22 protein-coding genes and 1 tRNA gene are annotated in these 24,810 nt (G+C 65.4%); 19 read left to right on the forward strand and 4 right to left on the reverse strand.

The window, feature by feature from the left end; translation table 11 throughout:
- Positions 1-63: 63 nt before the first annotated feature.
- From ACWW36_RS22605 to ACWW36_RS22635, 7 genes are read left to right on the forward strand one after another with little or no spacing between them, the layout of a single operon-like run.
- Positions 64-948, forward strand: a complete 885-nt coding sequence (locus ACWW36_RS22605; RefSeq protein WP_456142583.1) for an ABC transporter substrate-binding protein — start codon at positions 64-66, stop codon at positions 946-948.
- A gap of 19 nt (positions 949-967) precedes the next feature.
- Positions 968-1,900, forward strand: coding sequence for an amino acid ABC transporter permease (locus ACWW36_RS22610; RefSeq protein ID WP_456138199.1), 933 nt, complete (start codon positions 968-970; stop codon positions 1,898-1,900).
- Positions 1,897-2,658, forward strand: coding sequence for an amino acid ABC transporter ATP-binding protein (locus ACWW36_RS22615; RefSeq protein ID WP_456138200.1), 762 nt, complete (start codon positions 1,897-1,899; stop codon positions 2,656-2,658). The genes ACWW36_RS22610 and ACWW36_RS22615 overlap by 4 nt, the downstream gene beginning before the upstream one ends.
- Entirely contained in the window at positions 2,658-3,779 is a 1,122-nt protein-coding gene (macS, locus tag ACWW36_RS22620; RefSeq protein ID WP_456138201.1) for a MacS family sensor histidine kinase, read from the forward strand. Before ACWW36_RS22615 ends, macS begins: the two co-directional genes overlap by 1 nt.
- On the forward strand, positions 3,752-4,405 hold the full coding sequence (locus ACWW36_RS22625; RefSeq protein WP_456138202.1) for a response regulator: 654 nt from the start codon (positions 3,752-3,754) through the stop codon (positions 4,403-4,405). The genes macS and ACWW36_RS22625 overlap by 28 nt, the downstream gene beginning before the upstream one ends.
- A gap of 44 nt (positions 4,406-4,449) precedes the next feature.
- Positions 4,450-6,234: a DUF2339 domain-containing protein gene (locus ACWW36_RS22630; RefSeq protein WP_456138203.1), complete on the forward strand. Its 1,785-nt coding sequence runs from the start codon at positions 4,450-4,452 to the stop codon at positions 6,232-6,234.
- Between the two features lie 28 nt (positions 6,235-6,262).
- The gene (locus tag ACWW36_RS22635) at positions 6,263-6,754 is read left to right on the forward strand and encodes a Dps family protein (RefSeq protein WP_456138204.1); all 492 of its coding nucleotides are present in this window, start codon (positions 6,263-6,265) and stop codon (positions 6,752-6,754) included.
- Here the strand turns inward: ACWW36_RS22635 and ACWW36_RS22640 are convergent.
- A complete protein-coding gene (locus ACWW36_RS22640; protein WP_456138205.1) occupies positions 6,751-7,356 on the reverse strand; it encodes a TetR/AcrR family transcriptional regulator in 606 nt (201 codons plus the stop codon). The genes ACWW36_RS22635 and ACWW36_RS22640 overlap by 4 nt on opposite strands.
- Positions 7,357-7,385: 29 nt before the next feature.
- Here ACWW36_RS22640 and ACWW36_RS22645 point away from each other — a divergent pair, with 29 nt between their 5' ends.
- A complete protein-coding gene (locus tag ACWW36_RS22645) occupies positions 7,386-8,210 on the forward strand; it encodes an alpha/beta fold hydrolase (RefSeq protein ID WP_456138206.1) in 825 nt (274 codons plus the stop codon).
- Here ACWW36_RS22645 and ACWW36_RS22650 read toward each other — a convergent pair.
- Positions 8,201-9,505 carry an adenylate/guanylate cyclase domain-containing protein gene (locus tag ACWW36_RS22650; RefSeq protein ID WP_456138207.1) on the reverse strand — a complete coding sequence of 435 codons (1,305 nt, stop codon included), beginning with the start codon at positions 9,503-9,505 and terminating at the stop codon, positions 8,201-8,203. The genes ACWW36_RS22645 and ACWW36_RS22650 overlap by 10 nt on opposite strands.
- A 689-nt stretch (positions 9,506-10,194) precedes the next feature.
- Here ACWW36_RS22650 and ACWW36_RS22655 point away from each other — a divergent pair.
- Positions 10,195-12,294 (forward strand): cellulase family glycosylhydrolase, encoded by a 2,100-nt coding sequence (locus ACWW36_RS22655; protein ID WP_456138208.1) that lies wholly within the window; start codon positions 10,195-10,197, stop codon positions 12,292-12,294.
- On the opposite strand, the gene ACWW36_RS22660 is transcribed toward ACWW36_RS22655, so the two are convergent.
- Positions 12,291-13,796 carry a PucR family transcriptional regulator ligand-binding domain-containing protein gene (locus ACWW36_RS22660; RefSeq protein ID WP_456138209.1) on the reverse strand — a complete coding sequence of 502 codons (1,506 nt, stop codon included), beginning with the start codon at positions 13,794-13,796 and terminating at the stop codon, positions 12,291-12,293. The two genes, ACWW36_RS22655 and ACWW36_RS22660, sit on opposite strands and share 4 nt — an antisense overlap.
- Before the next feature lie 76 nt (positions 13,797-13,872).
- On the opposite strand from ACWW36_RS22660, the gene speB reads away from it, so the two are divergent.
- From speB to ACWW36_RS22680, 4 genes are all read left to right on the forward strand, one after another.
- Entirely contained in the window at positions 13,873-14,811 is a 939-nt protein-coding gene (gene speB, locus ACWW36_RS22665) for an agmatinase (RefSeq protein WP_456138210.1), read from the forward strand.
- Positions 14,808-16,388, forward strand: coding sequence for a thiamine pyrophosphate-binding protein (locus tag ACWW36_RS22670; protein ID WP_456138211.1), 1,581 nt, complete (start codon positions 14,808-14,810; stop codon positions 16,386-16,388). Before speB ends, ACWW36_RS22670 begins: the two co-directional genes overlap by 4 nt.
- 289 nt (positions 16,389-16,677) lie before the next feature.
- Positions 16,678-17,400, forward strand: coding sequence for a hypothetical protein (locus ACWW36_RS22675; RefSeq protein WP_456138212.1), 723 nt, complete (start codon positions 16,678-16,680; stop codon positions 17,398-17,400).
- 103 nt (positions 17,401-17,503) lie between these two features.
- The gene (locus ACWW36_RS22680; RefSeq protein WP_456138213.1) at positions 17,504-18,688 is read left to right on the forward strand and encodes an IS481 family transposase; all 1,185 of its coding nucleotides are present in this window, start codon (positions 17,504-17,506) and stop codon (positions 18,686-18,688) included.
- A 50-nt stretch (positions 18,689-18,738) separates the two neighbouring features.
- On the opposite strand, the gene ACWW36_RS22685 is transcribed toward ACWW36_RS22680, so the two are convergent.
- A tRNA-Leu gene (locus ACWW36_RS22685) sits at positions 18,739-18,812 on the reverse strand.
- An 80-nt stretch (positions 18,813-18,892) separates the two neighbouring features.
- Here ACWW36_RS22685 and ACWW36_RS22690 point away from each other — a divergent pair.
- The 6 genes from ACWW36_RS22690 (at position 18,893) to ACWW36_RS22715 (ending at position 24,745) form a co-directional block, all read left to right on the forward strand.
- On the forward strand, positions 18,893-19,504 hold the full coding sequence (locus ACWW36_RS22690; protein ID WP_456138214.1) for an ANTAR domain-containing response regulator: 612 nt from the start codon (positions 18,893-18,895) through the stop codon (positions 19,502-19,504).
- A 176-nt stretch (positions 19,505-19,680) separates the two neighbouring features.
- On the forward strand, positions 19,681-20,892 hold the full coding sequence (locus ACWW36_RS22695) for a branched-chain amino acid ABC transporter substrate-binding protein (RefSeq protein ID WP_456138215.1): 1,212 nt from the start codon (positions 19,681-19,683) through the stop codon (positions 20,890-20,892).
- Between the two features lie 83 nt (positions 20,893-20,975).
- The gene (locus tag ACWW36_RS22700) at positions 20,976-22,022 is read left to right on the forward strand and encodes a branched-chain amino acid ABC transporter permease (RefSeq protein ID WP_456138216.1); all 1,047 of its coding nucleotides are present in this window, start codon (positions 20,976-20,978) and stop codon (positions 22,020-22,022) included.
- Complete coding sequence (locus tag ACWW36_RS22705) at positions 22,019-23,194, forward strand: branched-chain amino acid ABC transporter permease (RefSeq protein WP_456138217.1); 1,176 nt, start codon at positions 22,019-22,021, stop codon at positions 23,192-23,194. Before ACWW36_RS22700 ends, ACWW36_RS22705 begins: the two co-directional genes overlap by 4 nt.
- Positions 23,191-24,018 (forward strand): ABC transporter ATP-binding protein, encoded by an 828-nt coding sequence (locus tag ACWW36_RS22710; RefSeq protein WP_456138218.1) that lies wholly within the window; start codon positions 23,191-23,193, stop codon positions 24,016-24,018. The genes ACWW36_RS22705 and ACWW36_RS22710 overlap by 4 nt, the downstream gene beginning before the upstream one ends.
- Positions 24,005-24,745 (forward strand): ABC transporter ATP-binding protein, encoded by a 741-nt coding sequence (locus ACWW36_RS22715; protein WP_456138219.1) that lies wholly within the window; start codon positions 24,005-24,007, stop codon positions 24,743-24,745. The genes ACWW36_RS22710 and ACWW36_RS22715 overlap by 14 nt, the downstream gene beginning before the upstream one ends.
- Positions 24,746-24,810 lie beyond the last annotated feature (65 nt).

Raw genomic sequence — 24,810 nt, forward strand, 5'->3', positions numbered from 1 at the left:
GGTCCACGAAGCAGAAAGTAGAGGCTAACCGTGTCAGCTGGATGTGAAGGCCGACGGACGAAGATCTGGCGCATCGCAGCCGTGTTTGCTGCGACAGGCGCAGTGGCGCTGTCGGGATGCGCGAGTAATACGGAGTCGAGCGGGCCTACGACCTCCACCACGGCGGCGACCGCCGGGAAGGTCGACGAAATCGCGAATACCGTGCCCGACAAAATCAAGTCGAGCGGCAAACTCGTCGTCGGGGTGAACATCCCGTACACGCCTAACGAATTCAAGGATCCCAGCGGAAAGATCGTCGGCTTCGACGTCGATCTGATGAATGCCATCGCGTCGACGCTGGGCCTCACCCCGGATTATCGCGAGTCGGACTTCGCCAAGATCATCCCGTCGATTCAGGGCGGCACCTACGACGTCGGCATGTCGTCGTTTACCGACACCAAAGAACGCGAGCAGTCGGTCGACTTCGTCACCTACTTCTCGGCGGGCATTCTGTGGGCGCAGCGCCCTGACAATCCGGTCGACCCGAGCAACGCCTGCGGCAAGAAGGTCGCCGTGCAGGCCACGACGACGGAGGAAACCGACGAGCTGCCTGCCAAGAGCAAGGCTTGCACGGACGCAGGCAAGCCGCCGATCCAGATCGTTCCGTTCGACGGGCAGGACGCGGCGACCAACGCGGTGGTGCTGGGACAGACAGATGCGATGTCGGCCGATTCACCGGTGACTCTGTATGCGATCAAGCAGAGCAACGGCAAGTTGGTGCAGGCCGGTGACGTGTTCGACTCCGCCCCGTATGGCTGGCCGGTGCAGAAGGGCTCGCCGTTGGCTCAGTCCCTACAGAAGGCACTCGAGCATCTGATCGAGACGGGCGCCTACAAGCAGATCGCCACCAACTGGGGTGTCGAGAAGGGCATGATCGACAAGCCCGTCGTCAACGGCGCGACCAGCTAATTCTCGGAGATTTCGAACAATGACTGATGTCGACGCGTCGCCATCCACCTCACCAGCCGCGATCGATGCCGTTCCGCTGCGTCATCCGTGGCGGTGGGTGGCGGCGGTCGTCATCGTCATTCTGGTCGCGCTCTTTCTTTACGGCGCGGCCACCAACGACGCGTACGGCTGGGACATCTACGCGAAATACCTGTTCGACAGACGCGTCACACAAGGCGCGTGGAACACGCTGCAGCTGACCGTCTATTCGATGGTGCTGGCGATCGTGCTGGGCGTGATCCTGGCGGTGATGCGCCTGTCGCCCAACCCGGTGTTCCGCTCGGTGTCATGGGTGTATCTGTGGATCTTCCGGGGCACGCCGATCTATGTGCAGTTGGTGTTCTGGGGGCTGGTTCCCACGCTGTACAAGAGCATTCAGCTCGGTGTGCCGTTCGGGCCGTCGTTTTTCCACATCAACCTGCAAAGCCTGTCGATTCCGTTTCTGTTGGCGGTACTCGGCCTGGCGCTCAACGAGGCCGCCTATATGGCCGAAATCATCCGCGCGGGAATCACTTCCGTGCCGGAGGGCCAGTCGGAGGCCTCCACAGCGCTGGGCATGTCGTGGGGAATGACCATGCGGCGCACCGTACTTCCGCAGGCGATGCGGGTGATCATTCCGCCAACGGGCAACGAGGTCATCAGCATGCTGAAGACCACGTCGCTGGTCACCGCGGTGCCCTACACGCTGGACCTGTACGGCATTACGTCCCGCGAGATCGCCGCGCGGCTGTTCGAACCGATCCCGCTGCTGCTGGTGGCCGCCACCTGGTACCTCGCGATCACGAGCGTGCTGATGGTCGGCCAGTACTACCTGGAACGACACTTTTCGCGAGGAGCGTCACGCAAGCTGACCACCAAACAGCTGGAGGCGCTGGCGAAGGCTCAGCAGCTAGGTGAGGCGGGGCACGTATGACACCGATGGTCAAGGCGGAGAGCGTCTGTAAGAGCTTCGGCGCGCTCGAGGTGCTCAAGGGCATCACGCTCGAGGTGGGCAAGGGCCAGGTGCTGGTCATGGTCGGCCCATCCGGGTCGGGCAAGTCGACGTTCCTGCGCTGTATCAACCACCTGGAGCAGGTCAACGCGGGCAGGCTCTATGTCGACGGGGAATTGATCGGCTACCGCGACCGGGGCAGCAAGCTGTACGAGATGTCACCCCGTGACGCGGCCAAGCAGCGCCGTGATATCGGCATGGTGTTTCAGCATTTCAATCTGTTCCCGCATCGCACGGCGCTGGAGAACGTCATCGAGGCGCCGATTCACGTCAAACGCGTGAAGAAAGACGAGGCCCTCGCGCGCGGTAAGGACCTGCTCAGGCAGGTCGGGTTGTCCGAAAAGGCCGACGCCTACCCGGCGCAACTGTCCGGCGGCCAGCAGCAGCGCGTGGCGATCGCCCGCGCGCTGGCGATGAACCCCAAGCTGATGCTGTTCGACGAGCCCACCTCAGCACTGGACCCCGAGCTGGTCGGCGAGGTTCTCGAGGTGATGAAAAAGCTTGCCGCCGAGGGCATGACGATGGTCGTGGTGACCCACGAGATGGGGTTCGCCCGCGAGGTCGCCAACCAACTGGTCTTCATGGACGGCGGGATCGTCGTGGAGAGCGGGCCTCCCCGCGAGGTGCTCGCCAACCCGAAACATGAACGCACGAAGGCGTTTCTGTCGAAAGTGCTGTAGTGCGTGAGCCCGACCCGGCCACGCCGCTGTGGCGGGCGGCGCAGGTTTTCCGGTTGCTGAGTTGCATTTACGCGCTTGGTTTTCAGATCGCGATCAATCCCGGCCTGGAGCGTCCGGCGATCGGGTGGCTGCTGTTCGCTGTGCTGATCGGCTGGAGCGCGGCGTGCGCAGTCGCCTATCTGCAGGGGTTCGGCCGCCGGACCGCGTGGGTGCTTGCCGAGATCGTCGTCGTGGTGGCGTTGATGTTGTCCACCGAGTTCGTCGCCTCGGACCAGTGGGCGCTGGACAACCAGTCATGGCCGACGACGCTGTGGGCCACCAACGCGACGATTTCGGCTGCAGTGCTGTTGGGTCCGATCCCTGGAATGGTCACCGGTGTGGTGGTGATGGCCGCGGCCGCGGCGCTGAAGGGCTATGTCAACTTCGACCTCGGCCGCAACGCGACGATCGTCATCGAGCTCGCTGTTGGCCTTGCCGTCGGCATGGCCGCACAGACTGCGCGGCGCGCCCACGCCGAGCTGGAACGGGCGGCTCACCTCGCCGCGGCGCAACAGGAACGCGAGCGGCTGTCCCGTCAGGTGCATGACGGCGCGATCCAGGTGCTCGCGCTCGTTGCCCGACGGGGACGCGAAATAGGTGGAGAGACAGCAGAATTGGCGGGCCTCGCCGGTGAACAGGAACGTGCACTGCGACGGCTGGTGAGCTCGGCCGACGCCGAGCCCCGGGTGGGCGAGATGACCGACGTCGGTGCCCTGTTGCGGGGCCGAGCCTCGGATCGGGTTTCGGTGAGCGTGCCCGCGGATCCGGTGCTGCTCGACGCGAACGTCGCCGACGAGTTGTACGCCGCCGCGGTCAATGCGCTCGACAATGCGGCCAGCCACGCAGGCCCCGACGCGCGCGCCTATGTGCTGCTGGAAGATCTCGGCGACTCGGTCACGGTGAGTATTCGTGACGACGGTGTCGGGATCGCAGAGGGCCGGCTTGAGGAAGCCGTCGCTGAGGGACGCGTTGGCGTGGCGAAATCGATTGTGGGACGGATGAATTGGCTTGGCGGCGATGCGAAGCTGAACACCGGACCAGGGAGCGGGACGGAATGGGAGCTGACGGTACCCCGACGGTGATGGTGGTCGACGACCATCCGATCTGGCGCGACGCGGTCGCGCGCGACCTCGCCGAAGACGGCTTTTCGGTGGTCGCGACGGCCGATGGGGTGGCTTCGGCCGTGCGCCGCGCGGGCGTCGTCAAGCCCGATGTGGTGGTGATGGACATGCGGCTGTCCGACGGCGACGGCGCACAGGCGACAGCGCAGGTGTTGGCGGTGTCCCCGTCGTCGCGAATCCTCGTGCTGTCGGCGTCCGATGAGCGTGACGACGTGCTCGAGGCGGTAAAGGCAGGCGCCACAGGCTATCTCGTCAAGAGCGCATCCAAGCAGGAACTCGGCGACGCGGTGCGCGCCACGGCCGAAGGCCGGGCCGTGTTCACTCCAGGCCTTGCCGGCCTGGTGCTGGGGGAGTACCGGCGCATCGCACAATCCGGTGCTGACCCAGCCACGCCGAGCCTGACCGAACGTGAGACCGAGATTCTGCGCTTCGTCGCCAAGGGGCTGACGGCCAAGCAGATCGCGGGCCGGTTGTCGTTGAGCCACCGCACCGTGGAGAACCACGTACAGGCCACGTTCCGCAAGCTTCAGGTCGCCAACCGGGTCGAGCTGGCGCGCTACGCGATTGAACACGGCCTAGACGAGTAGTCTTACTCATCCGCGACCCGGTCGCTTGCTGTCAGCATTCACCTATGACCGAGCCGCACAACGTGGTCATCTCCCGGCTTTCCGCAGAGTTCGCTGCGATCTCGGCGCAGCTGCAACGGGTTTCGGTAGACCTGACCGAACTCGACCGTCTTCTCTCGGAACGGCCGGTGGCCGCGCAGCCGCAGCCCTATGTCGCGCCGGTAATGCCGTACTGGCCTCAGCACGCCGTGCAGTATGCGCCGCCGCCTCCACCGCGTGTACCTGCTGCACCTCGGGCGCCGAAACCGCCAAGGGATGAAGGCTGGATCGGCAAGGTCCTGGCCGTCGCAGGTGTCGCGGTCACCCTTATCGGTGTGGTGCTGTTGCTGGTGCTGGCCGCGCAGGCCGGGATTCTCCGTCCCGAGATCCGCGTCGGGGCCGGCGCGGTGCTAGCTGCCGCGCTGGTAGGAGCGGCCGGATGGCTGTATGCGCGCCCAGGCGGCCGCGTCGGTGCGATCGCACTGGCCGCGACGGGCGTCGCCGCCACGTACATGGACGTCATCGCCGTCACGACGATCTACCACTGGGTGTCTGCACCGGCCGGTCTCGCGATCGCCGCGGTCATCGGCGGGGGCGGACTGACGCTGGCCCGGCGGTGGAACTCCGAGCACCTGGGCCTGCTGGTGCTGGTGCCTCTCATCGGGCTCGCGCCGGTGGTCACGGACGGCATCACGCTGTTGTTGATCGGGTTCATGCTGGCGCTGTCGGCGGCTTCGCTGCCGGTGCAGCTCGGCAAGGACTGGATCTGGTTGCACGCGGCCCGCATTGGCGCCGGCTCCTGTCCATTGTTGGTGGCGCTGGCCGTGTCGTCCTTCGACTCCCGGCACGATCTGTGGCTGGGCGGCGCATGCGGCATCGCGGCGGTTCTGGCCATCGCCGCGGCGCTGATCCTGTTGCCGCGCACTGACAATCGGGCCGCAATGGCAGTCTTGACGGCTGCGGGTGTGCTGCCACTGCTGTCTGTGTCGTCGGCCGTCGACCACGTGGCCGCCGCGCTGATGGTGGCGGCTCTGTCGGCCGCGCTGCTGGCGATCGTGCTCGTCGGCGACCGGCTGCCAGGCGTCGACGGCGTCGTGCGGCAGATCTGGTCGGCGCTGTCGGCGATCGCGGCGCTGATCGCGGTCACTGTGGCGTTCGACGGCCACGTCGCCGGTCCGGTCCTGTTGGCGATGGCCGGCGTCGTCGCGATCGCGGGCCGACGCGACGACATCGCGCGGTGGGCGGCAATCGGGTTCGCGGTCGTCGGCGGCGGCCTGTATCTGAGCTACGCGCCGCCGAGCGCGTTGGTTCGGGCGACCGAGCTCAGCACCGCGTCGGCGGTCTCGACGCTGACGGCCAGCCTGCTCCTCATGGCGTGTGCGGTCGCAATCGTATGGTCGTGGGCACGCGAAGGCGTCGACGACGAAGCCGCGCGGGTGATGTGGGCCGGCTCCGCAGCGGTGATCGTCTACGCGGTCACCACGTTCACCGTGACGGCCGGCGTGCTCATCGGCGGGCCTGGCGGTGGGTTCTTCGCCGGTCACATGGCCGCGACGATCTGCTGGATCGCGATGGCGGCCGGCCTGTTCATCTACGCCGCACGACTTGCCCGCAGTGTACGGTCGCTGCCGATCGGCGGTGGACTGGCGCTGGTCGCCGCGGCGATGGCCAAGCTATTCCTGTTCGACCTCGGAACGCTCGACGGCATCTTCCGGGTCGTCGTGTTCATCGTCGTCGGGCTGGTTCTGTTGGGCATGGGCGCCGGCTATGCCCGGCTGCTGGAGAAGCAAGACCTTGCTAATCTGGAATGAATCCAGATTGAGGGGAGTTGCAAAAGACATGGCTACCGCAACACGTCGAAGAGAAGAAGAGATACAGGGTTTCCACGCGACGCCGGAGCTCAGCGCGAACCTGCAGCGAGTCTTGGTGGACCTGGTCGAACTCCACCTACAGGGCAAGCAGGCGCACTGGAACGTCGTGGGAACGAATTTCCGTGATCTGCACCTGCAGCTCGACGAGCTCGTCGACTTCGCCCGCGAGGCCAGCGACACCATCGCCGAGCGGATGCGGGCACTGGACGCGGTTCCGGATGGCAGATCCGACACCGTCGCAGGTAAGACGACGTTGCCGCAGTTTCCCGCCTACGAGCACAACACCGGCGATGTGGTGGACCTGATTACGGGTCGCGTCTATGCCGCCGTCGAGACCATTCGCACGGTGCACGACGCCGTCGACGCCGAGGATCCCAGCACCGCCGACATCCTGCATCAGCTGATCGACGGTCTGGAAAAGCTGGCCTGGCTGATCAAGTCCGAGAACCGCAAGGTCTAATCCGGACGGGTGCAGATCACGTCGACGGTGGCGTCGGCGATCGCGTCGAGCGTGGCGCGGTCCGCACCGGTTCTGGCGCGCACCGCGATGGTGTTCAGCGCCGCCGTAGCGATCTGAGCGAGCGCGTCGGGCGCATGCGGGGCCAGTTCCCCGTCGCGCCTGGCGCGCTCGAATCGTTCGGTGAACGTTTCGGTGAACGCATTCAATGTCGATTCGACGATGGCCTGCACGTCGGGGTCGCGATGCGCCTCGGTCACAGCGGTGCCGAGCAGGAAGCAGCCGCGAGGGGCGTCGTCGCCGGCGACGTAGTAGTCGCGCGCATACCGGTAGACGGCGCTCAGCGCGTCACGCAGTGACCGCGGCCTGGCCAGCGCCGTCGTCAGCCAGGCGCGGCTGGTCTGCCCGTATTCGGTGGCCGCTCGCAGGTACAGCGCCCGCTTGTCGCCGAACGCCGCGTAGATGCTCGGCCGGTTCATACCCATGCCGGCGGCCAGGTCCTCCAGCGAGGTGCCCGAGAAGCCGGCCCGCCAGAACGTGTCACGGGCGCGCCGCAGAGCGACATCCGGTTCGTATGCGCGTGGGCGCCCACGGCGTCTAGTCACCGCATGAATTTTATACTAGTTTGCACAAAATGAAGTTCTTCCACGTGGAAGCCGGTGCGGGGGAGCCGGTGTTGCTTCTGCATGGCTATCCGCAGAGCGCCTCGTGCTGGCGCCATCAGATTCCCGCGCTGTCACAGCGCTACCGCGTCATCGCGCCGGACTGGCCGGGCTTCGGCCGCTCCGACCCGCCCGCAACTCCTCCCACCTACGACGCCGAAGTGGATCGGATAGACGCGCTCGCCGATTCGTTCGGCCTGGACCGCTTCAATCTCGTTGCGCACGACTACGGCGGTTTCCTCGGCCTTGGCTATGTATTGCGTCGCCCCGAACGGGTGACGCGCCTTGCCTTGCTGAATACGCGGGCGCACAGCATCTTTCGGCCGTGGTTCTACCGGTTCTCACAGGGCCAGCAGTGGGCCGCCGTGCATGCGCCAGGTGTGCTTCGCCGGCTTCCGTTGCGGCGACTGCACCACCTCGCGCTGCAGCCCTATCGCCGGCTTGGATGCTTCGACGAGGCGCTCGAAGGCGAGTACCTCGGATGGATGGATACACCCCGCGGTCGCCACACCTTCGCCGAGTTCTTCACCCACTATCAGCTGCCTGCCGTGCCCGAACTCGGGACGGGCCTGGACTCGATCGGTTGTCCGACCGCGATCATCTGGGGAGACCGCGACCGCTACATCCCGTTTGCGACGGCACGTGAATTGGCCGAGCGCATCCCCGGTGCCAGCCTGACCCGGCTCACCGGCGCCGACCACTACATCATGGAAGAGCGACCCGATGAGGTGACTGACGCGCTGCTGGAGCTGTTGGCACGGCCGTGTGTCGTATCCAGTGACGTGGCTCAGGAATGACGAGCGCCCGCCGGAGCGCCGCGCTCGACGGCATCTCGCACCGCCTCGTCGTCGCGGCGTCCGACGAGGTACCAGGTATGCATCGGCCCTTTGCCTTTGACGTCGACCGTGCCACGCTCCTCGAGCAGGAACGAGTTGTTGATCCGTTCGTAGACGTCCTGCGGGACCTGGATCCGGCCCACGACATCGGTGGTCTCCATCCGTGATGCGACGTTGACCGCATCACCCCAGACGTCATAGAAGAACTTGCGTGCGCCGACGACCCCGGCGACCACTGGGCCGGCGGCGAGCCCGATCCGCAGCGGCACCTCGCGCCCCTGGGGATCCTTGAGATCCGCGACGGCGTCCGCCATGTCGAGGGCAAGGCACGCCAGCGCCTCGACGTGGTCCGTGCGCGGCTGGGGTACGCCGCTGACCACCATGTAGGAGTCGCCGCTCGTCTTGACCTTTTCCAATCCGTGCTGGTCGACGAGGGCGTCGAGGTCGGTGTAGAGCCGGTCGAGAAACCGAACCAAGTCGCCCGGTGCGGTGTCGCTGGCGCGTTCGGTGTAGCCGGCGATGTCGGCGAACAGGATTGAGGCGTCGTCGTACTTATCGGCAATGATGTTGCGCGACGGGTCTTTTAGGCGTTCGGCGATTGCCGCGGGCAAGATGTTGGCCAGCAGCCTCTCGGAGCGTTCGTACTCGGACTCCATGGCCTGCCGTGCCCGGGCGATCTCACGCAGCGCGTACCACACCACCGCCACGACCATGATCCAGGCGGAGATCACCGTGAGGATGAAGCCCATCGTGAATGCCCATTCCGGCTGCACGCCCGTGTCGTTCGGGACGGTGAACTCCAGCCACAGCACCGTGGCGGCCCCAAGAGCAGCCAGTCCCGATGTCAAGACGATGTGATCGATACCGAGGATGACCACCATCAAGGTCGCCGCCACTAGGAAGTAGAACTGCAGTCCCGACCCGGTGCCGACATTCCAGCAGACAACGGTGATCGACGCATAGGCGGCAAAGAAGAACGTCAACGGCGCGACGAGCTCACCGAATCGGTAGAGCAACGGGATCAGCATGAAGATCGCACCGCTTGCCAGGTTGACGAGCGGAATCCACCAGACGTCGAATCCGACGATCAACCCCTGCACGCCGAAGAAGACGCTGATGACAGCGCCAATGCGCGTCGTCAGCGTGAGCACCCGCAGGTGGCGGGCAAGGCCTTCGGCGTGGTGACGAGTGCGGGCCGGTATCCGGCTTTCGAGCGCCAGGTCCGGCACACAGACGGGTCGCATCTTGACCACCATGGGCAAAGCCTATCGCCGGCGGCTGGCCCGACCTGGGCTTTTGCAGCGGCTTGCGGGGGAGTTCTTGGCTGGCTTTTGCTTAGACATTCCGGTGGAACGACAACCGCGCAAACGGCGGTTTGCGGGCAATAGAACCGCACCTTTCTGGTGCGCCTTAGCGGGCCATGCGAACCGGCTGGGATCTCCGGTCGCCGGTTCGTCACGTGACGTAGGCGGCGTGGGGCGCGAAAGGCAGCCTTTAGGGACGCTAACCATGCCGGATAAAAGCGCGGCGCCGGCATGGCAATGGCGCGATTGCGGATGGCAAGGGTGGCGCGACCGCGGCAAGAAGTTGCTTGGCGGGCCGGGCCTAATTGCACGGGCAATACGGTTCGCAGCAAAGCACGCCGTAATAGCGCTGTGACCACGCCGTGATTACCTGCATATTCCCAGTAATGGGACACTCCTCTCGTGGTCGCACGCCATACTCCTACTGTCGGTATCTTCTTTGCTAGCTTTGTGTATTTGTGCACCGACTTTGAACGGTGTTAGCCTGTCTCGGCGGCTACGGGCGGAGATACCTTGACGTGTCGCACTTTTCAGACCAAAGGTTCTTTTTGATTAGGTGAGCAATTGTCTTGCTAATCGGCTAATTTGAGTCGACACAACTTGCGGAAGTCCCCGCCCGAGTTCTGAAATCAGGAGTGGCTATGAGGCGCTTCATGGGTCGCCGTCTGCGGCGCTATGCGATAACAACCGTGATTGCGGTGGCGCCCATAGCCATCATGTGTCTGTACGTCACCAATTTGCTCGTACCGACCTCTCCGTTGCCTAGGCCGGCGAGCTATGCGTACATCCCTACGGCAACCATCGACACGTCCAATGACACGATCGGTGTCGCCGATTCCGATATCTGGGGTCTGACGACCGAGGACGGGCAGATCGACTACGCGGAGATCGACAAACATCTCGACGAGCTGCAGACCTTGGGTGTCGACACGGTCCGCGTGCTGATCCCGTGGTCGGGCAATGAGCCGGTGGCACCGGGGACCTTGCCTCCGGACTGGGAGGCCGCCTTCTGGAAGCGGTCGGATTACATCATCAACGCTGCAGCGCAGCGGGGAATGGGCGTTCTCGGCGTGCTGAATTCCACCCCCGCGTGGGGTGCCGACGCTGACCAAAGTGGCTGGGGTGCCGGGGCCGCTCCCGACCCGCAGAAGTTCGCCGACTACGCCGCGACGGTGGCCCAGCGTTACCTCGGAAAGGTGTCAGCCTACGAAGTCTGGAACGAGCCGAACGCGATTCCGTATTGGACGCCGCAGCCCGATCCTGCCTCCTATACCGAGGTGTTGAAGGCCGCCTACTCGGCAATCAAGGCCACAGACCCGAATGCGTTGGTGGTTGCCGGCGTCCTCGGTGCCGTCGTCAACTTCGGCAACGTCACGATGGACCCGCGGGACTACGTCGAGCAGATGTATGCGAATGGCGCCAAGGGTTATTTCGACGCATTGTCGTATCACCCGTACCAGTACACGACGAAGTTCTCGGAGGGCGCGCTGACTCCGGACAAGCCGTGGAATGCGGATTCACCGCTCGAGCAGCTGATCGCCATGCGGCAGTTGATGATCGACAACGGCGATGCGGCGTTGAAGATCTGGGCCACCGAATACGGATTGCCAACCGCAGGCGTTAACGGCGTCACCGAACAACAGCAGGCCGATTTCATCAAGGATTTCCTGGATGCATGGCACAACTTGGACTACACCGGTCCGGCGTTCATCTACACCACCATCGACCGGATGGACGGCACTGAAGACGGCTCGTTCGGCATTTTCACCAAGGATGAGGCGGGCAACTGGGTGCCAAAGCTGGCCGCACAGGTCATCAAGGATGCAATAGCCGCGCGTCAGTCGCACAATCCGCCGGATCTGGGAACCGCGATCGGTCAGCTGTTGGGGCAATTGTTCCAGCAGCTGTTCCAGACGCTGGCCCAGAACTTCGTCAATACGATCGCTCAGGCCTTGGCGAACTTCTTCTCGGCCATCTTCAATCCGACGTCGACGGTCGCCACTGCTCTAGCGCTGCCGGCGGAGACGCAGGCCGCGGTAGCCGAGGGGACCACCGCGGCCGCGCAGGCGGTGGCACAGATGACGGCCGACAGCGCGCAGAAGACGTCGGCCACGACGGAGAAGTCCGGTTTGGCCGGTGCGGCGGTGGCTGAGTTGTCGGCTGCCGAAGAGCCTGCGGCCGAAGCGGTTCCGGCCGCAGAAGCGACAGCCGCGGAAACGACGACGGCCACGGCGACCGCGACCACGGCCGCGGAGACCCCGGCGGCTACGGCAACCGAGACGACGGCGACTCCGGCGGCCACCGGCGAGACTCCGGCGGCCACCGCCATTGCCACTGCGACCGCGACGGAGACCGCCACCACGCCGGCATCGACGGCCACGAGCACCGAAGTACCGGCCGATGAGCCCAAGTCGTCCACCGAGACGAAGCCGACGAGCGATGCGACGACGTCCGAGCCGAAGGCGAGCACCCCGGGCCGTAAGGAGTCCGAGGAGACGTCCAAGGGCGACGACTCCAAGAAGGACGCCGATAAGAAGTCCGGCGATGACAAGACGGACGCGAGCACGTCCGCTTCCGGCGGCCGGCATGCGGAAGGCACCGTCAAGAACGGCACCTCGGTCAACGACATCAAGGCCAAGCTCGGCGCGGAGTCGACCAAGAACGACCCGAAGCCAGCCGCGACCGCCGGCGAGACCGCTAGCGCGTCCGCCTCGTCCGCGTCGTCGTCGGGTACGTCCTAGTCGGCCGAGATCCGGGCGGCGTCGCGGGCCTGCAGCGCCAGCCACAGCTCGTGGCGATCGTGAGCGGAATCCATGCGCCGCCCGGTGATCCGCTCGATCGCGTCGATGCGGTTGCGCATGGTGTGGCGGTGTATTCGCAACGCGCTTGCGGCGGAGCCCCAGTGACCGTTGTGTTCGAGGAACGCCGTGAGGCCGCGCATCAGTTCACCGGTCCGATCCGTCGCGTCGAGAGGGCCGAGTACCGCGTCGGCGTAGGCCTGCAGGGACTGCGCGCCAACGGTATTGAGCAGCAGTCGGCTGCTGGCGATCTTCTCGGCATGCATGTGCTTGCCGGACACCCGGCTTGCGGGCAGCGCGGATCTGGCCTGGCGTAGAGACACGACCAGCGCACCTGGCCGCACGGCGATGCCGATGCCGGCGGCCCGGTCTGCCGCAAGCGTGCCAAGCAAACCGGGTAGGTCCGTGTCGAGCGGCACGGCCAGTTCGACGACCTCGCCGACGACGCGTACCAGTGCGTGGGGCAACGTGATGAGCAGATCCGCAGCCAGATCGTCGGCGTCGTCCGGTGCGGCCACAGCCGCGGCCCGAAGATCCGCGTCGGGTAGCCCCGCCGCGGTGAGCCAGCGGGCGGCGATCACGTCGTCGACCGTGCCCCGGGCCAGCCGGTCGAGCACCTGCACGCGTTCCCGTCGTTGTGCCGCATTCAGCCCGTGCCGTCGCTCGAGCTCAAGTGACAGCAGCGAAACCAGGTCGCCGGACACCTGGTGAGAGGCTGGTTGTTCAGCCGGGCCGTCGATCAGCAACCACGCTCGCAGCCGACGGGCACCGAGCGCGTGCAGCTCGCGGCGACGGCCGTCGCTGATATCCGACGCCGCCGCCGTCAGGCCCTGATCTCGCACCGACGCGAGCAGCCCCGACAGGCGGGTCACCAACCGATGCCCCGCGGGGTCTGACTCGGCAAGCACCCGACCGAGCAGGTCGACGACGACGCCGGTTCTGCCGGTCGCCTCGCGATGTGCCGCGAGGATGCCGAGCAGGCCGCCCGGGGTGACCGCAGCGGCGGTCAACGCCCGCTGGGTTCGCAGCGCCCATTCCAATTCATGCCGCTCGGCGCGGGCCCGGTAGGCGAACACCGCCTTGGTCACCGCGATGAACGGCACGGGATCGGGCACGGTCAACAGCGGCATGCCGATCTCTTCCGCGGCGGTGATCAACTGTTCGGGAGCCCGCTGGTGGGGAAGTTTGGCCCCGAGGCCCAGTCCGACCGCCTGCACACCGACGCGGTCCAGCTCGGCGAGATACGACCGGCAACCGTCGGTGGTCGCGGGCAGCAGAAGTCCGATCGTCAACAACAGCTCACCGCCCTGCAGCCACGGCCCCGGATTGGCCAACTCGGACACGGCGGCCGCTTCGATCTCCCGATCGTCGCCGGGGGAGCCGGCCACCAACTCAAGGCCCAATTCGGGATCCGCGACAAGCTCGGCGACGGTGAGCATGGACATATCGTCGATCATTGATAGGGCGATTTCTACAAAGTGGCCATATCGGCTGGCTCGGCGTTCCGGAAGCCTGGTGTCCATGACTCCGATCGGACCGGTTGATGCGACTCGCGTACCCCGCTATGCGGGCCCGCCCACCTTCGCCCGTCTTCCCCGCACCGACGAAGTCACGCACACCGACGTCGCGGTGGTGGGTATTCCGTTCGACTCCGGTGTCTCGTACCGGCCGGGGGCCCGCTTCGGGCCCGGTCACATCCGGGCGGCATCCAAGCTGCTGCGGACCTATCACCCGCGGCTGGACGTCGAACCTTTCGCCGTCCAGCAGGTTGCCGACGCGGGAGACATCGCGGTCAACCCGTTCGACATCGCGGAGGCGATCACCACCATCGAACGCGCCTCAGACGAGTTACGCGACGGCGGGACCAAACTGATCACGCTGGGCGGCGACCACACCATCGCGCTGCCGCTGCTGCGTTCGCTACACCGCGATCACGGCCCAATTGCCGTGCTGCACTTCGACGCTCACCTCGACACGTGGGACACCTACTTCGGCGCCCCGTTCACGCACGGCACCCCGTTCCGACGGGCAAGCGAGGAAGGCTTGCTCGACCCGCAGCATTGCCTGCACGTCGGCATCCGCGGCCCGCTGTACGCACCGACCGACCTGTCCGACGACCGTGTGCTCGGTTTTCAGGTGATCGGCACAGACGATTTCCAGCTTGACGGGCTCGCCGCGGTGATCGAGCGGATGCGCGCCCGCCTCGGCGACGCGCCGGTATATGTGTCGGTGGACATCGACGTGCTCGACCCCGCACATGCGCCGGGCACCGGCACGCCGGAGGCGGGCGGGATGACCAGCCGCGAGCTGCTGCACTGCCTGCGAAACCTGGTGGACGTCAACGTCATCGGCGCCGACATCGTGGAGGTGGCGCCGGCCTACGACCACGCCGAAATCACCGGAATCGCGGCCGCGCATGTCGCTTACGAGCTCATTTCCGTGTTGGCGGCCAAACAATGACCGAGCATCGCAACGGGGGTGCGGCCGTGGTGGAAACGCTTGCCGCGCATGGCGTCGACACCGTCTACGGTATCCCCGGCACACACAACCTGGAGATCTACCGGCACTTCCCGACGAGCGGCATCCGGGCGGTCACCCCGCGCCACGAGCAGGGCGCCGGATATGCCGCCGAGGCCCATGCGAGAGTCACCGGTCGCCCCGGCGTGGTGGTCGCCACCAGTGGTCCCGGTGTGACCAACACGATGACCGCGGCGGCCACCGCATATGCGGAGTCGCAGCCGATGCTGGTCCTGTCGTCGGGCATGCCGACGGGCACCGAGGGGCGCGACCTCGGTCAGCTTCACGAAGCCAAGAACGTCAGCGCCGCAATGGATCAGCTCATTCGGTGGAGCCGCCGGGTGGGTAGCGCCGCCGAGGCGGCCGACGCCGTCAGCGAGGCATTCGCCAGCTTCACTGGATGCCGCCCGCGTCCGGTGCACATCGAGGTACCTGTCGACGTGCTCGAGCAGACATGGTCAGGCAAACCTCGGGTGCAGGCGAAAACACAACCGCCGCTCGCAGATCCGAGCGAAATCCGACGAGCCGCCGACGCGCTCGGGGCAGCGCTTGCGCCGATGATTGTCGCCGGCGGCGGAGCTGTCGACGCGCAGCCCGAGCTGACGGCCCTCGCGGAAGCCCTCGGTGCGCCCGTGATCACCACGGTCAACGGCAAGGGCGCAATTGATGAGACACACCCGTTGTCAGTCGGCGCATCGATCCGGCTCCGCACGGCACAGAAGGCCGCGGCGGACAGCGACGCGCTGCTGGTCGTCGGCAGCGAACTCGGCGATTCGGACTTGTGGGAGGGGCAGATTCGCGGCCATACCGTCATCCGCTGCGACATCGACCCGGCCCAGCTCGACAAGAACTGCCCGGCCGATCACCGACTGCTTGGCGACGCAGCCGCCACGCTCACCGCGCTACTCGCTGCCCTTCCCGCCGACCGAGTGCCCGCAACACCGCAGCGGGCCGCAACGCTGCGCACGGCATGCCGCGAGGAGGCTCTTCAGGACGCCGGACCTTACGCCGAAATCAACGCGGCAGTCCGCGCTGCGCTGCCCGACGACGCGGTGCTGACCGGGGACAGCGCGCAGGTGACGTACTTCGGCTCGGTGCACTTCTTCGACGTGCCCGCGCCGCGGCGATTCTGTTACAGCCCCGGCTACGCGACCCTCGGCTATGGCCTGCCCGCGGGGCTGGGCGCCGCGCTCGGACGGCCCGGCTCACCGGTGGCGGTGCTGATCGGCGACGGCGCGCTGATGTTCTCGGTTCAAGAGCTGATAACCCTTGTCGAACAACGGCTTCCAATACCGGTGATTGTCGTCGACAACGGCGGCTACCAGGAGATCCGCGACCAGGAAGCCGCCCGCGGCATCGCGCCGATCGGAGTCGAACTGCGCACCCCGGATCTGGCTGCCCTCGCCGTCGCGATGGGCGCTCACGGCGTGCGCACCACCTCAACCGCAGACCTCCAAGACCTCGTTCGCAACGCGCTCGAGGCCAACGGACCTACCCTCATCCACTTCGACATCCGCTGAAAGGACTGCGAAACATGGACATCGTCGTCGTCGCCGTCTGCTGGTGTATGTGGTCGGCGGTCTGACCAGTGAGCCCACAGATCCCGCTGTCTTGGCTGAATGGGATCGCCGCAGCCGCGGGCAGGAAGTGCCGGTCGTGGCCACCGAGGCGGTGGCCTAACGTCCACGGTGGTTAATTCGTTGGTACCGTAAATTAGCCGACGACACATTGGCGGACGCATCTAGCAAAGTCTGTGCGACAATGATCATTATGCGTCGGTCGGGAGTACGCAGAGCAGCAATCAGCTGCATGATCGCTTACACAGCCATGATCGTCGGACCGGGTATTGTCGGCAGCGCAATATCTTCAGCCGACGGTCTGTTCGGTATTGACGTGTTCGACATCTTTTGCCACAACAAGAAGAAGTGCGACAAACACGACCGCGGATTGGACATCCCACAGGCTCGTAGCAATCAAGTGGCAGGCATCAACATGGTGCCCCAAGGCGTTGCCGGGAATGGCGCGGGCGGAGCGCCTGACAATAGCGCCACCACGGCAAGGCCGTCGACTCTCCCTGCCGTGCCCACTGCGCCGAGCGCGCGCAGTGTTGTGATCAGGACCGAGCCTGGCGCATCCGCGCCTGCGGCCATGGCACCGGTGCCGGTTGTCGTGCCGCCGGTAACTGCGGTGCCCCTCGTCGCGCCTGTCCCTGCTCCCGAGGGTCTGCCGCCGGCCGCAGGACCGGCACCGGCGGCTCCGGTGGCGCCGGTGATTCCGCAACCGCCGGCAGGACAGCTGGGCATTCAACCGCTGCCGACCGTCGCGGTCAATGCGCCCGCGGCTCCAGCGATGTTCCGCGTGGGTTATCCCGACGTCCTGAGGACCGCCGATATCGAAGCGTTGATCATCGCGACAGTGCCGGGTATCAGCGGGATGGCGGCGTTGACGGCGGCCGGCGCACTGCTGGGTTACCGCCAGGCCAAGGCCGCGCAAGTGGTTCGCGCGACGGCCATCGCCCGATTCATGCGGTAACGGGCGGCGCGATCGCTAGTGCCCTCGGTGGTGTTCTGTTTCAGGACATGCGCATAGGGTGTCGCAACACATAGGCATAGGTTGAGGGCGCGACGTTCAGTGGGTGTCGAAGGCCCGCTTGGTCATTACTGCCGTTGTTGTCGAGGGTCGCAGCCAATCCGAAGTGGCACGGGCCTACGGGGTGTCGCAGCCGTGGATCTCGCGGCTGGTCGCCCGCTATCGAGCCGAGGGCGAAGCCGCATTCACGCCACGCTCGCGGCGCCCGCACACCAGCCCGGCCCGGCTGGCGCAATCCACGATCGAGGTGATCATCGAACTGCGCGAGAAGCTGTTGAGCAAAGGCCTCGACAACGGGCCCCACACCATCGCCTGGCACCTGGCACAACACCACGGCCTGACCGTGTCGGCGGCCACGATCAGCCGCCACCTGCACGCGGCCGGCCTGGTCATCCCCGCACCCAAAAAGCGCCCCAAAGCCTCCTACATCCGGTTTGCCGCACAGCTACCCAACGAACGCTGGCAGGCCGACTTCACCCACTGGCGGCTCGCCGACCGCACCCACGTGGAGATCCTGTGCTGGATCGACGACCACTCCCGCTACGCCCTCTCGGTCACCGCACACCGCCGCGTCACCGGGCCAATCGTCCTCGCCTCGTTCGGCAAAGCCATTGAGGCCCAGGGTATTCCGGCATCGACATTGACTGACAACGGCATGGTGTTCACCACCCGCCTGTCCGGCGGCAAGGGCGGACGCAACGGATTCGAACACCAGCTGCGCCGGCTGGGGGTGGTGCAAATCAACTCCACGCCCAACCACCCCACCACCTGCGGGAAAGTCGAACGCTTCCACCAAACCCTCAAAAAACACCTCATCGCCCTACCGGCAGCGACCACACTGGCACAGCTGCAAAGCCAGATCGAGGACTTCCTCGACGAATACAACCACCGCCGTCCGCACTGCTCGCTGCCCCGTCGCGCCACCCCGGCCACCGTCTACACCGCACGGCCCAAAGCCACCCCTGGCGAACGGGTAGACACCCACCACCGAGTCCGCACCGACCGCGTCGATGACACCGGCAGCATCACCCTGCGCCTAGCCGGACGCCTCCACCACATCGGCGTCGGCCGAACCCACGCCCGAACCCACGTTCTAATGCTCATCCGTGACCTCGACGTCCGAATCATCAACGCCGCCACCGGCCAACTCATCCGCCGGCTAACCATCGATCCGACCAGGGACTACCAACCACGCGGCGTACCCTGCGGCCGCCCAAAGAAAAAGCTGTGAACCCAAATGCAGGTTCACAGCTATGCGGATGTCTTGCGACATCACACTAGTGCCCTCGGTGGGATTCGAACCCACACTGTCTGGGTTTTGAATCCAGTTCCTCTGCCAGTTGGGATACGAGGGCTTGCTCTTTTCCTGCGGCTTACCACCATAGAGGATGCCCCGAAGTCGCTGAGCGCGGCCGCGACCGCCACAATGTTGTCCATGACCGGGTCACCGACCGACGCCGAAAAGCCACGCCGTGTTCTCGTCGCAGAGGACGAAGCACTCATCCGGCTGGACTTGGCCGAGATGCTGCGCGAAGAAGGCTACGAGATCGTCGGTGAGGCAGGCGACGGGCAAGAGGCGGTCGATCTGGCCGAACGTCTGAAACCCGATCTGGTGATCATGGACGTCAAGATGCCGCGACGCGACGGCATCGACGCCGCGTCCGAGATCGCCAGCAAGCGCATCGCCCCGATCGTCATCCTGACCGCGTTCAGCCAGCGCGATCTGGTGGAACGGGCCCGTGACGCGGGCGCCATGGCGTATCTGGTCAAGCCGTTCAACATCACCGACCTCATTCCGGCCATCGAGGTGGCCGTCAGCCGGTTCGGCGAAATCGCCGCGCTGGAAAAAGAAGTCGCCACGCTTTCGGACCGGTTGGAGACCCGCAAGCTCGTCGAGCGGGCGAAGGGTTTGCTGCAGACCAAACAGGGGATGACCGAACCCGAGGCCTTCAAGTGGATTCAGCGGGCCGCGATGGATCGCCGGACGACGATGAAGCGCGTCGCCGAGGTAGTGCTGGAAACGCTCGATACGCCGGAGAACGCGTAAAAACTGCGTTTCCGACGCGCCGTTGCACCCGATTAAACCGCCGCTCGGCGGCGTGCGTTTTCCAACATCACGCACCACGGCCATGGGTTGGCTATGGTCGTCCCGAAGCATCGCCGCCCTGTCCGACCTGGGCAGGTTCGTCGGTGCCGATGAAAACATTGACCCGGAGGTGAAGCGTGCGCGGTCGCGTGGCACGGAATGCATTTGCTCTCGGCAGTGCCGGCCTGGTTGTGCTTGGTATTGCCGCCTGCAACCAGTCCAAGCCTGAAGAGGAGTCGTCGCAGACCCAGCTGAAGATCGTCGAGCAGGTCCAGATCGACGAGAACGGCAAGGAGATCAAAGCCGCCGAGGGCGCCGCGCCGGCCGACCCCGCCGGCGACGGGAAGGCGACCTGCCCGCCGGTGTCGATCGCCATGGCCGGCGCGCTCAACGGCCCCGACGCCGCGCTGGGCATCAACATCAAGAACGGCGTACAACTGGCCATCGACAAGCACAACGCCGCCAACCCCGGCTGCCAGGTGCAATTGAAACCGTTCGACACCGAGGGCGATCCGCAGAAGGCCACCGCGATCGCGCCGCAGATCGTCGACGACCAGTACACGATCGGTCTTGTCGGGCCGGCGTTCTCCGGTGAGACCAAAGCCACCGGCACGGTGTTCGACCAGGCCGGCCTGGTGGCGACTACCGCGTCGGCGACGAACCCGACGCTGAGTGAGAACGGCTGGAAGACCTTCTTCCGCGGCCTCGCCAACGATGCCGTGCAGGGCCCGTCGGTCGCCAACTACATGAAGAACACTCTCGGCTACAAGAAGATATGCGTGGTCGACGACAGCACGGACTACGGCCTCGGCCTCGCGTCGGCGGTGCGCCAAACGCTTGGCCCCGTTGCCGATTCGTCGTGCAACATCTCGGTGAAGAAGGGCGACAAGGACTTCTCCGCCGCGGTGACTCAGGTCAAGGGCGCCAGCCCGGATGCGGTGTTCTACGGCGGCTACTACTCGGAGGCGGCTCCGTTCACTCAGCAGCTCAAGGACGGCGGGTTCAAGGGGACGTTCGTGTCCGCCGACGGCACCAAGGACCCCGAGTACGTCAAGCAGGGTGGAGAAGCGACCAAGGGCGCCATTCTGTCGTGCCCCTGCGGCCCGGCTACCGGGGCGTTCGCCGACGAGTACAAGAAGAAGTTCAACACCGATCCCGGCACCTACAGCACCGAGGGTTACGACCTCGGCACGATCCTGGTGAAGGGCATCGACTCGGGGGCGATCACCCGGCCCGCGCTGCTGGACTTCGTCCGCAACTACAACGGCCAAGGTGTGGCTCGTAAGTATCAGTGGACCCCCACCGGTGAGCTCACCACCAACCTGATCTGGATCTTCAAGGTTCAGTAGTCGCTGAAGCGAGGCGCGTCCGAGACCGAAAGGCTCGGACGCGTTTTCGCTAAAGACCCGTTTCGCGAGGAGCCGCTCACCGGATGATTCACGCGTGCCTAGATCACGGAGCCGAGTACGCCTGCCTGGCCGCCAACATCAACTTCAACCTAGAAGGCCTGCGAATCGGCTTCTGGCAGTTGACGATCGATGGACTGTCGTGGGGCGCGATCTATGCGCTGGTGGCCGTCGGCTACACGCTGGTGTTCGGCGTGCTGCGGCTGATCAACTTCGCCCACTCAGAGATCTTCATGCTGGGCATGTTCGGTGCGTACTTCGCTCTCGACGTCATCATGGGGTTCACCCCCAGCGGCAACGCCTATAACAAGGGCATCGCGTTGACGGTGCTGTACCTCGGGATCGCGATGCTGTTCGCGATGCTGGTGTCGGGATCGGCGGCGGTCGGGCTGGAATTCGTTGCCTACCGGCCGCTGCGAAGACGCAACGCCCGGTCGCTGACGTTCCTGATCACCGCGATCGGCGCGTCATTCGTGATGCAGGAATTCGTGCACTTCATCCTGCCGCACATCATCAAGGGATATGGCGGCAGCAACGCCCAGCAACCGATCATCCTGGTGCAACCCAAGACTCAGTTCACCGTCTTCGGCGCCTCGGTCTCGAACATCACCATCGTGATCATCGTCGCGGCGCTGATCCTCGCCGCGCTCACCGATTTCGCGATCAACCGGACCAAGTTCGGCCGCGGTATCCGTGCCGTCGCACAGGACCCGACGACCGCGACGCTGATGGGCGTGTCCCGAGAACGCATCATCATGACGACGTTCCTGATCGGCGGGCTGCTCGCCGGCGCCGCGGCGCTGCTCTACACATTGAAGGTGCCGCAGGGCATCATCTACTCGGGCGGATTCCTGTTGGGCATCAAGGCGTTCTCTGCGGCGGTGCTCGGCGGCATTGGCAACCTGCGCGGTGCGCTACTCGGCGGTCTGCTGCTGGGCATCATGGAGAACTACGGCCAGGCCGTGTTCGGCACCCAGTGGCGCGATGTGGTGGCGTTCGTCCTGCTCGTTCTCGTGCTGCTGTTCCGGCCGACCGGGATACTCGGTGAAAGCCTCGGGAAGGCACGGGCATGAGCGTCACTGACAAAGTTCTCGCGCCGGGCGACCGTCTACGGGAATGGTGGGACGGCCTGTCCCGGGTGCAGAAGTGGGGCTTCGGAATCCTGCTGTTCGGCGCGCTCGCCCTTCTGCCGTTGTACACGCCGCCCTTCTTGAACACTCCCGGGATCAGCTTCGGCGGCACCATGGCCCAGTTCGCGATGGTGGCGATCATCGCGATCGGGCTCAACGTGGTGGTCGGCCAGGCCGGCCTGCTCGACCTGGGCTACGTCGGTTTCTACGCAGTCGGCGCATACACCGTCGCACTGCTCACCAGCCCGGACAGTCCGTGGAACAAGCTCGCATCGTCCGGGCCGTTCAGCGCACCGTGGGCGTGGCTGTCGTGTGTGCCGCTGGCGATGGCCATAACCGCGCTTGCGGGCCTGATCCTGGGCGTGCCGACGCTGCGCCTGCGCGGTGACTACCTGGCGATCGTCACGCTCGGCTTCGGCGAGATCATCCGGCTGATGGCCGACAACCTGTCTGACATCACCAACGGCCCGCGCGGCCTCAACGAGGTCGCGTATCCACGGCTGGGGGAGAGCGAGAGGCTGCCCGAGGGCGTGTTCTCCAGCGCGAACTCCTCCGGCCACGCCAACTACGGCACCTGGTGGTTCTGGCTGGGCCTCGTGCTGATCGTCGCGATCCTGCTACTCGTCGGCAACCTCGAACGCAGCCGCGTTGGCCGCGCATGGGTCGCCATCCGGGAGGACGAGGACGCCGCGGAAGTGATGGGGGTCAACACCTTCCGGTTCAAACTGTGGGCGTTCGTGATGGGAGCCGCGATCGGCGGGCTGTCCGGAGCGCTGTACGCGGGTCAGGTGCAATACGTCGCGCCGCCGAGCTTCAACATCATCAACTCGATGCTGTTCCTGTGCGCAGTGGTGCTCGGCGGGCAGGGCAACAAGCTGGGCGTGATATTCGGGGCGTTCATCATCGTGTACCTGCCGAACCGGCTGCTGGGCGTGCATTTCCTCGGCATCAACATGGGCGACCTGAAATACCTGTTCTTCGGCCTTGCCCTGGTCGTCATGATGATCTTCCGTCCCGAGGGCCTGTTCCCTGTCCGTCAGCAATTGCTCGCCTACGGAAGGGCCGCTCGCGATCTCCTGCGAACGCCGCCAGGGGAGAAGGAGCCAGCGGCATGACGATCGAAGAACTGGCAGGCGTCCACCGCGAAATTCATGCCGCCGAGGGCGAAGTCCTCTTGGAGACAAAGGATTTGACGGTCCAATTCGGCGGTCTCGTCGCACTTGATTCGGTCACCTTCAACATCCGCCGCGGGGAGATTCTCGGTCTGATCGGCCCCAACGGCGCCGGAAAGACCACGTGCTTCAACGCGATTACCGGTGTCTACCGGCCGAGCTCGGGCACGGTGATCTTCGACGGGGCACCGCTGGGCCGGATCAAACGCCATCAGATCACCCGCAAGGGTATTGCCCGCACGTTTCAGAACATCCGGCTCTGGGGAGAGATGTCGGCGCTTGAGAACGTCGTCGTCGCAACCGATGCGCGACACAAGACGTCGGTGCCGGGTGCGCTGGTTCGCACACCGCGGCACCGTCGGGAAGAGAAGACCGCGATCGAGCGCGCTGCGGCCCTGCTCCATTTCGTGGGCATTGCGCATCGCGGGGAAGAGAAGGCCAAGAACCTGCCATACGGCGACCAGCGACGGCTCGAGATCGCCCGCGCGCTGGCCACCGAGCCGAAGCTGCTGTGCCTCGACGAACCGGCCGCCGGGTTCAACCCGAGCGAGAAGGCCGCGCTGATCGACCTGATCCACAAGATCCGCGACGACGGCTATACGGTGCTGCTCATCGAACACGACATGCGGCTGGTCATGGGCGTCACCGACCGTATCGTGGTGCTGGAGTTCGGCCGCAAGATCGCCGACGGCCTGCCGTCCGAGATACGCGAGGATCCGAAAGTCATTGCCGCCTACCTGGGGGTGCCCGACGATGACGTCAGCTGACGACCGTCCCGTTCTGCTCGAGGCACGCGATGTCGTGGTGCACTACGGCCGCATCAAGGCGCTGCACGGCGTGTCGCTGGTCGTGCACGAGGGCGAACTGGTGACGCTGCTTGGCTCCAACGGGGCCGGCAAAACCACGATGATGCGCGCGATTTCGGGATTGCGGCCGCTGACATCCGGCTCGATCTGGTTCGACGGCCGCGACATCACACGCGTCAAGGCGCACAACAGGGTAACCGACGGTCTCATCCAGGCCCCGGAGGGCCGAGGCGTGTTCCCTGGCATGACCGTCGCCGAAAACATCGAAATGGGTTGCTACGGACGCAAATTCGCGACCAAGGCGGAACACAAGGAGCGACTGGACTGGGTCCTGGAGACATTTCCCCGGCTAGCCGAACGCAAGAACCAGGTCGGCGGCACGCTGTCCGGCGGTGAGCAGCAGATGCTGGCCATCGGCCGTGCGCTGATGGCGCGGCCCAAGGTGCTGCTGCTCGACGAACCGTCGATGGGCCTGGCGCCGATGGTCATCTCGCAAATCTTCAAGATCATCTCCGACATCAACTCACAAGGCACCACGGTGTTGTTGGTCGAGCAGAACGCGCAACAGGCGCTGAGCCGTTCCGACCGGGCCTACATCTTGGAGACGGGGGAAGTGACCCGCAGCGGCAATGCGCGAGAGTTGTTGGAGGACGACAGCATTCGCGCCGCCTACCTCGGCGTGGCCTGACGCTGGATTCGTCCAGAGTGCGCAAAGTGACGAAAATTGACCGAAATCCGTCAGAAACCGTACTC

The organism is Mycobacterium sp. MMS18-G62 (assembly GCF_053877835.1).

What these genes read in the sequence shown, in the direction of transcription:
- ACWW36_RS22655 (WP_456138208.1), top strand. Translation starts at nt 10,195, where the DNA reads ATGAGGCGCTTCATGGGTCGCCGTCTGCGGCGCTATGCGATAACAACC.
- ACWW36_RS22675 (WP_456138212.1), top strand. Translation starts at nt 16,678, where the DNA reads ATGATCGCTTACACAGCCATGATCGTCGGACCGGGTATTGTCGGCAGC.
- ACWW36_RS22710 (WP_456138218.1), top strand. Translation starts at nt 23,191, where the DNA reads ATGACGATCGAAGAACTGGCAGGCGTCCACCGCGAAATTCATGCCGCC.
- ACWW36_RS22705 (WP_456138217.1), top strand. Translation starts at nt 22,019, where the DNA reads ATGAGCGTCACTGACAAAGTTCTCGCGCCGGGCGACCGTCTACGGGAA.
- ACWW36_RS22715 (WP_456138219.1), top strand. Translation starts at nt 24,005, where the DNA reads ATGACGTCAGCTGACGACCGTCCCGTTCTGCTCGAGGCACGCGATGTC.
- speB (WP_456138210.1), top strand. Translation starts at nt 13,873, where the DNA reads ATGACTCCGATCGGACCGGTTGATGCGACTCGCGTACCCCGCTATGCG.
- ACWW36_RS22610 (WP_456138199.1), top strand. Translation starts at nt 968, where the DNA reads ATGACTGATGTCGACGCGTCGCCATCCACCTCACCAGCCGCGATCGAT.
- ACWW36_RS22615 (WP_456138200.1), top strand. Translation starts at nt 1,897, where the DNA reads ATGACACCGATGGTCAAGGCGGAGAGCGTCTGTAAGAGCTTCGGCGCG.
- ACWW36_RS22700 (WP_456138216.1), top strand. Translation starts at nt 20,976, where the DNA reads ATGATTCACGCGTGCCTAGATCACGGAGCCGAGTACGCCTGCCTGGCC.
- ACWW36_RS22690 (WP_456138214.1), top strand. Translation starts at nt 18,893, where the DNA reads ATGACCGGGTCACCGACCGACGCCGAAAAGCCACGCCGTGTTCTCGTC.
- ACWW36_RS22645 (WP_456138206.1), top strand. Translation starts at nt 7,386, where the DNA reads ATGAAGTTCTTCCACGTGGAAGCCGGTGCGGGGGAGCCGGTGTTGCTT.
- ACWW36_RS22630 (WP_456138203.1), top strand. Translation starts at nt 4,450, where the DNA reads ATGACCGAGCCGCACAACGTGGTCATCTCCCGGCTTTCCGCAGAGTTC.
- ACWW36_RS22635 (WP_456138204.1), top strand. Translation starts at nt 6,263, where the DNA reads ATGGCTACCGCAACACGTCGAAGAGAAGAAGAGATACAGGGTTTCCAC.
- ACWW36_RS22660 (WP_456138209.1), bottom strand. Translation starts at nt 13,796, where the DNA reads ATGTCCATGCTCACCGTCGCCGAGCTTGTCGCGGATCCCGAATTGGGC.
- ACWW36_RS22625 (WP_456138202.1), top strand. Translation starts at nt 3,752, where the DNA reads ATGGGAGCTGACGGTACCCCGACGGTGATGGTGGTCGACGACCATCCG.
- ACWW36_RS22650 (WP_456138207.1), bottom strand. Translation starts at nt 9,505, where the DNA reads ATGGTGGTCAAGATGCGACCCGTCTGTGTGCCGGACCTGGCGCTCGAA.
- ACWW36_RS22670 (WP_456138211.1), top strand. Translation starts at nt 14,808, where the DNA reads ATGACCGAGCATCGCAACGGGGGTGCGGCCGTGGTGGAAACGCTTGCC.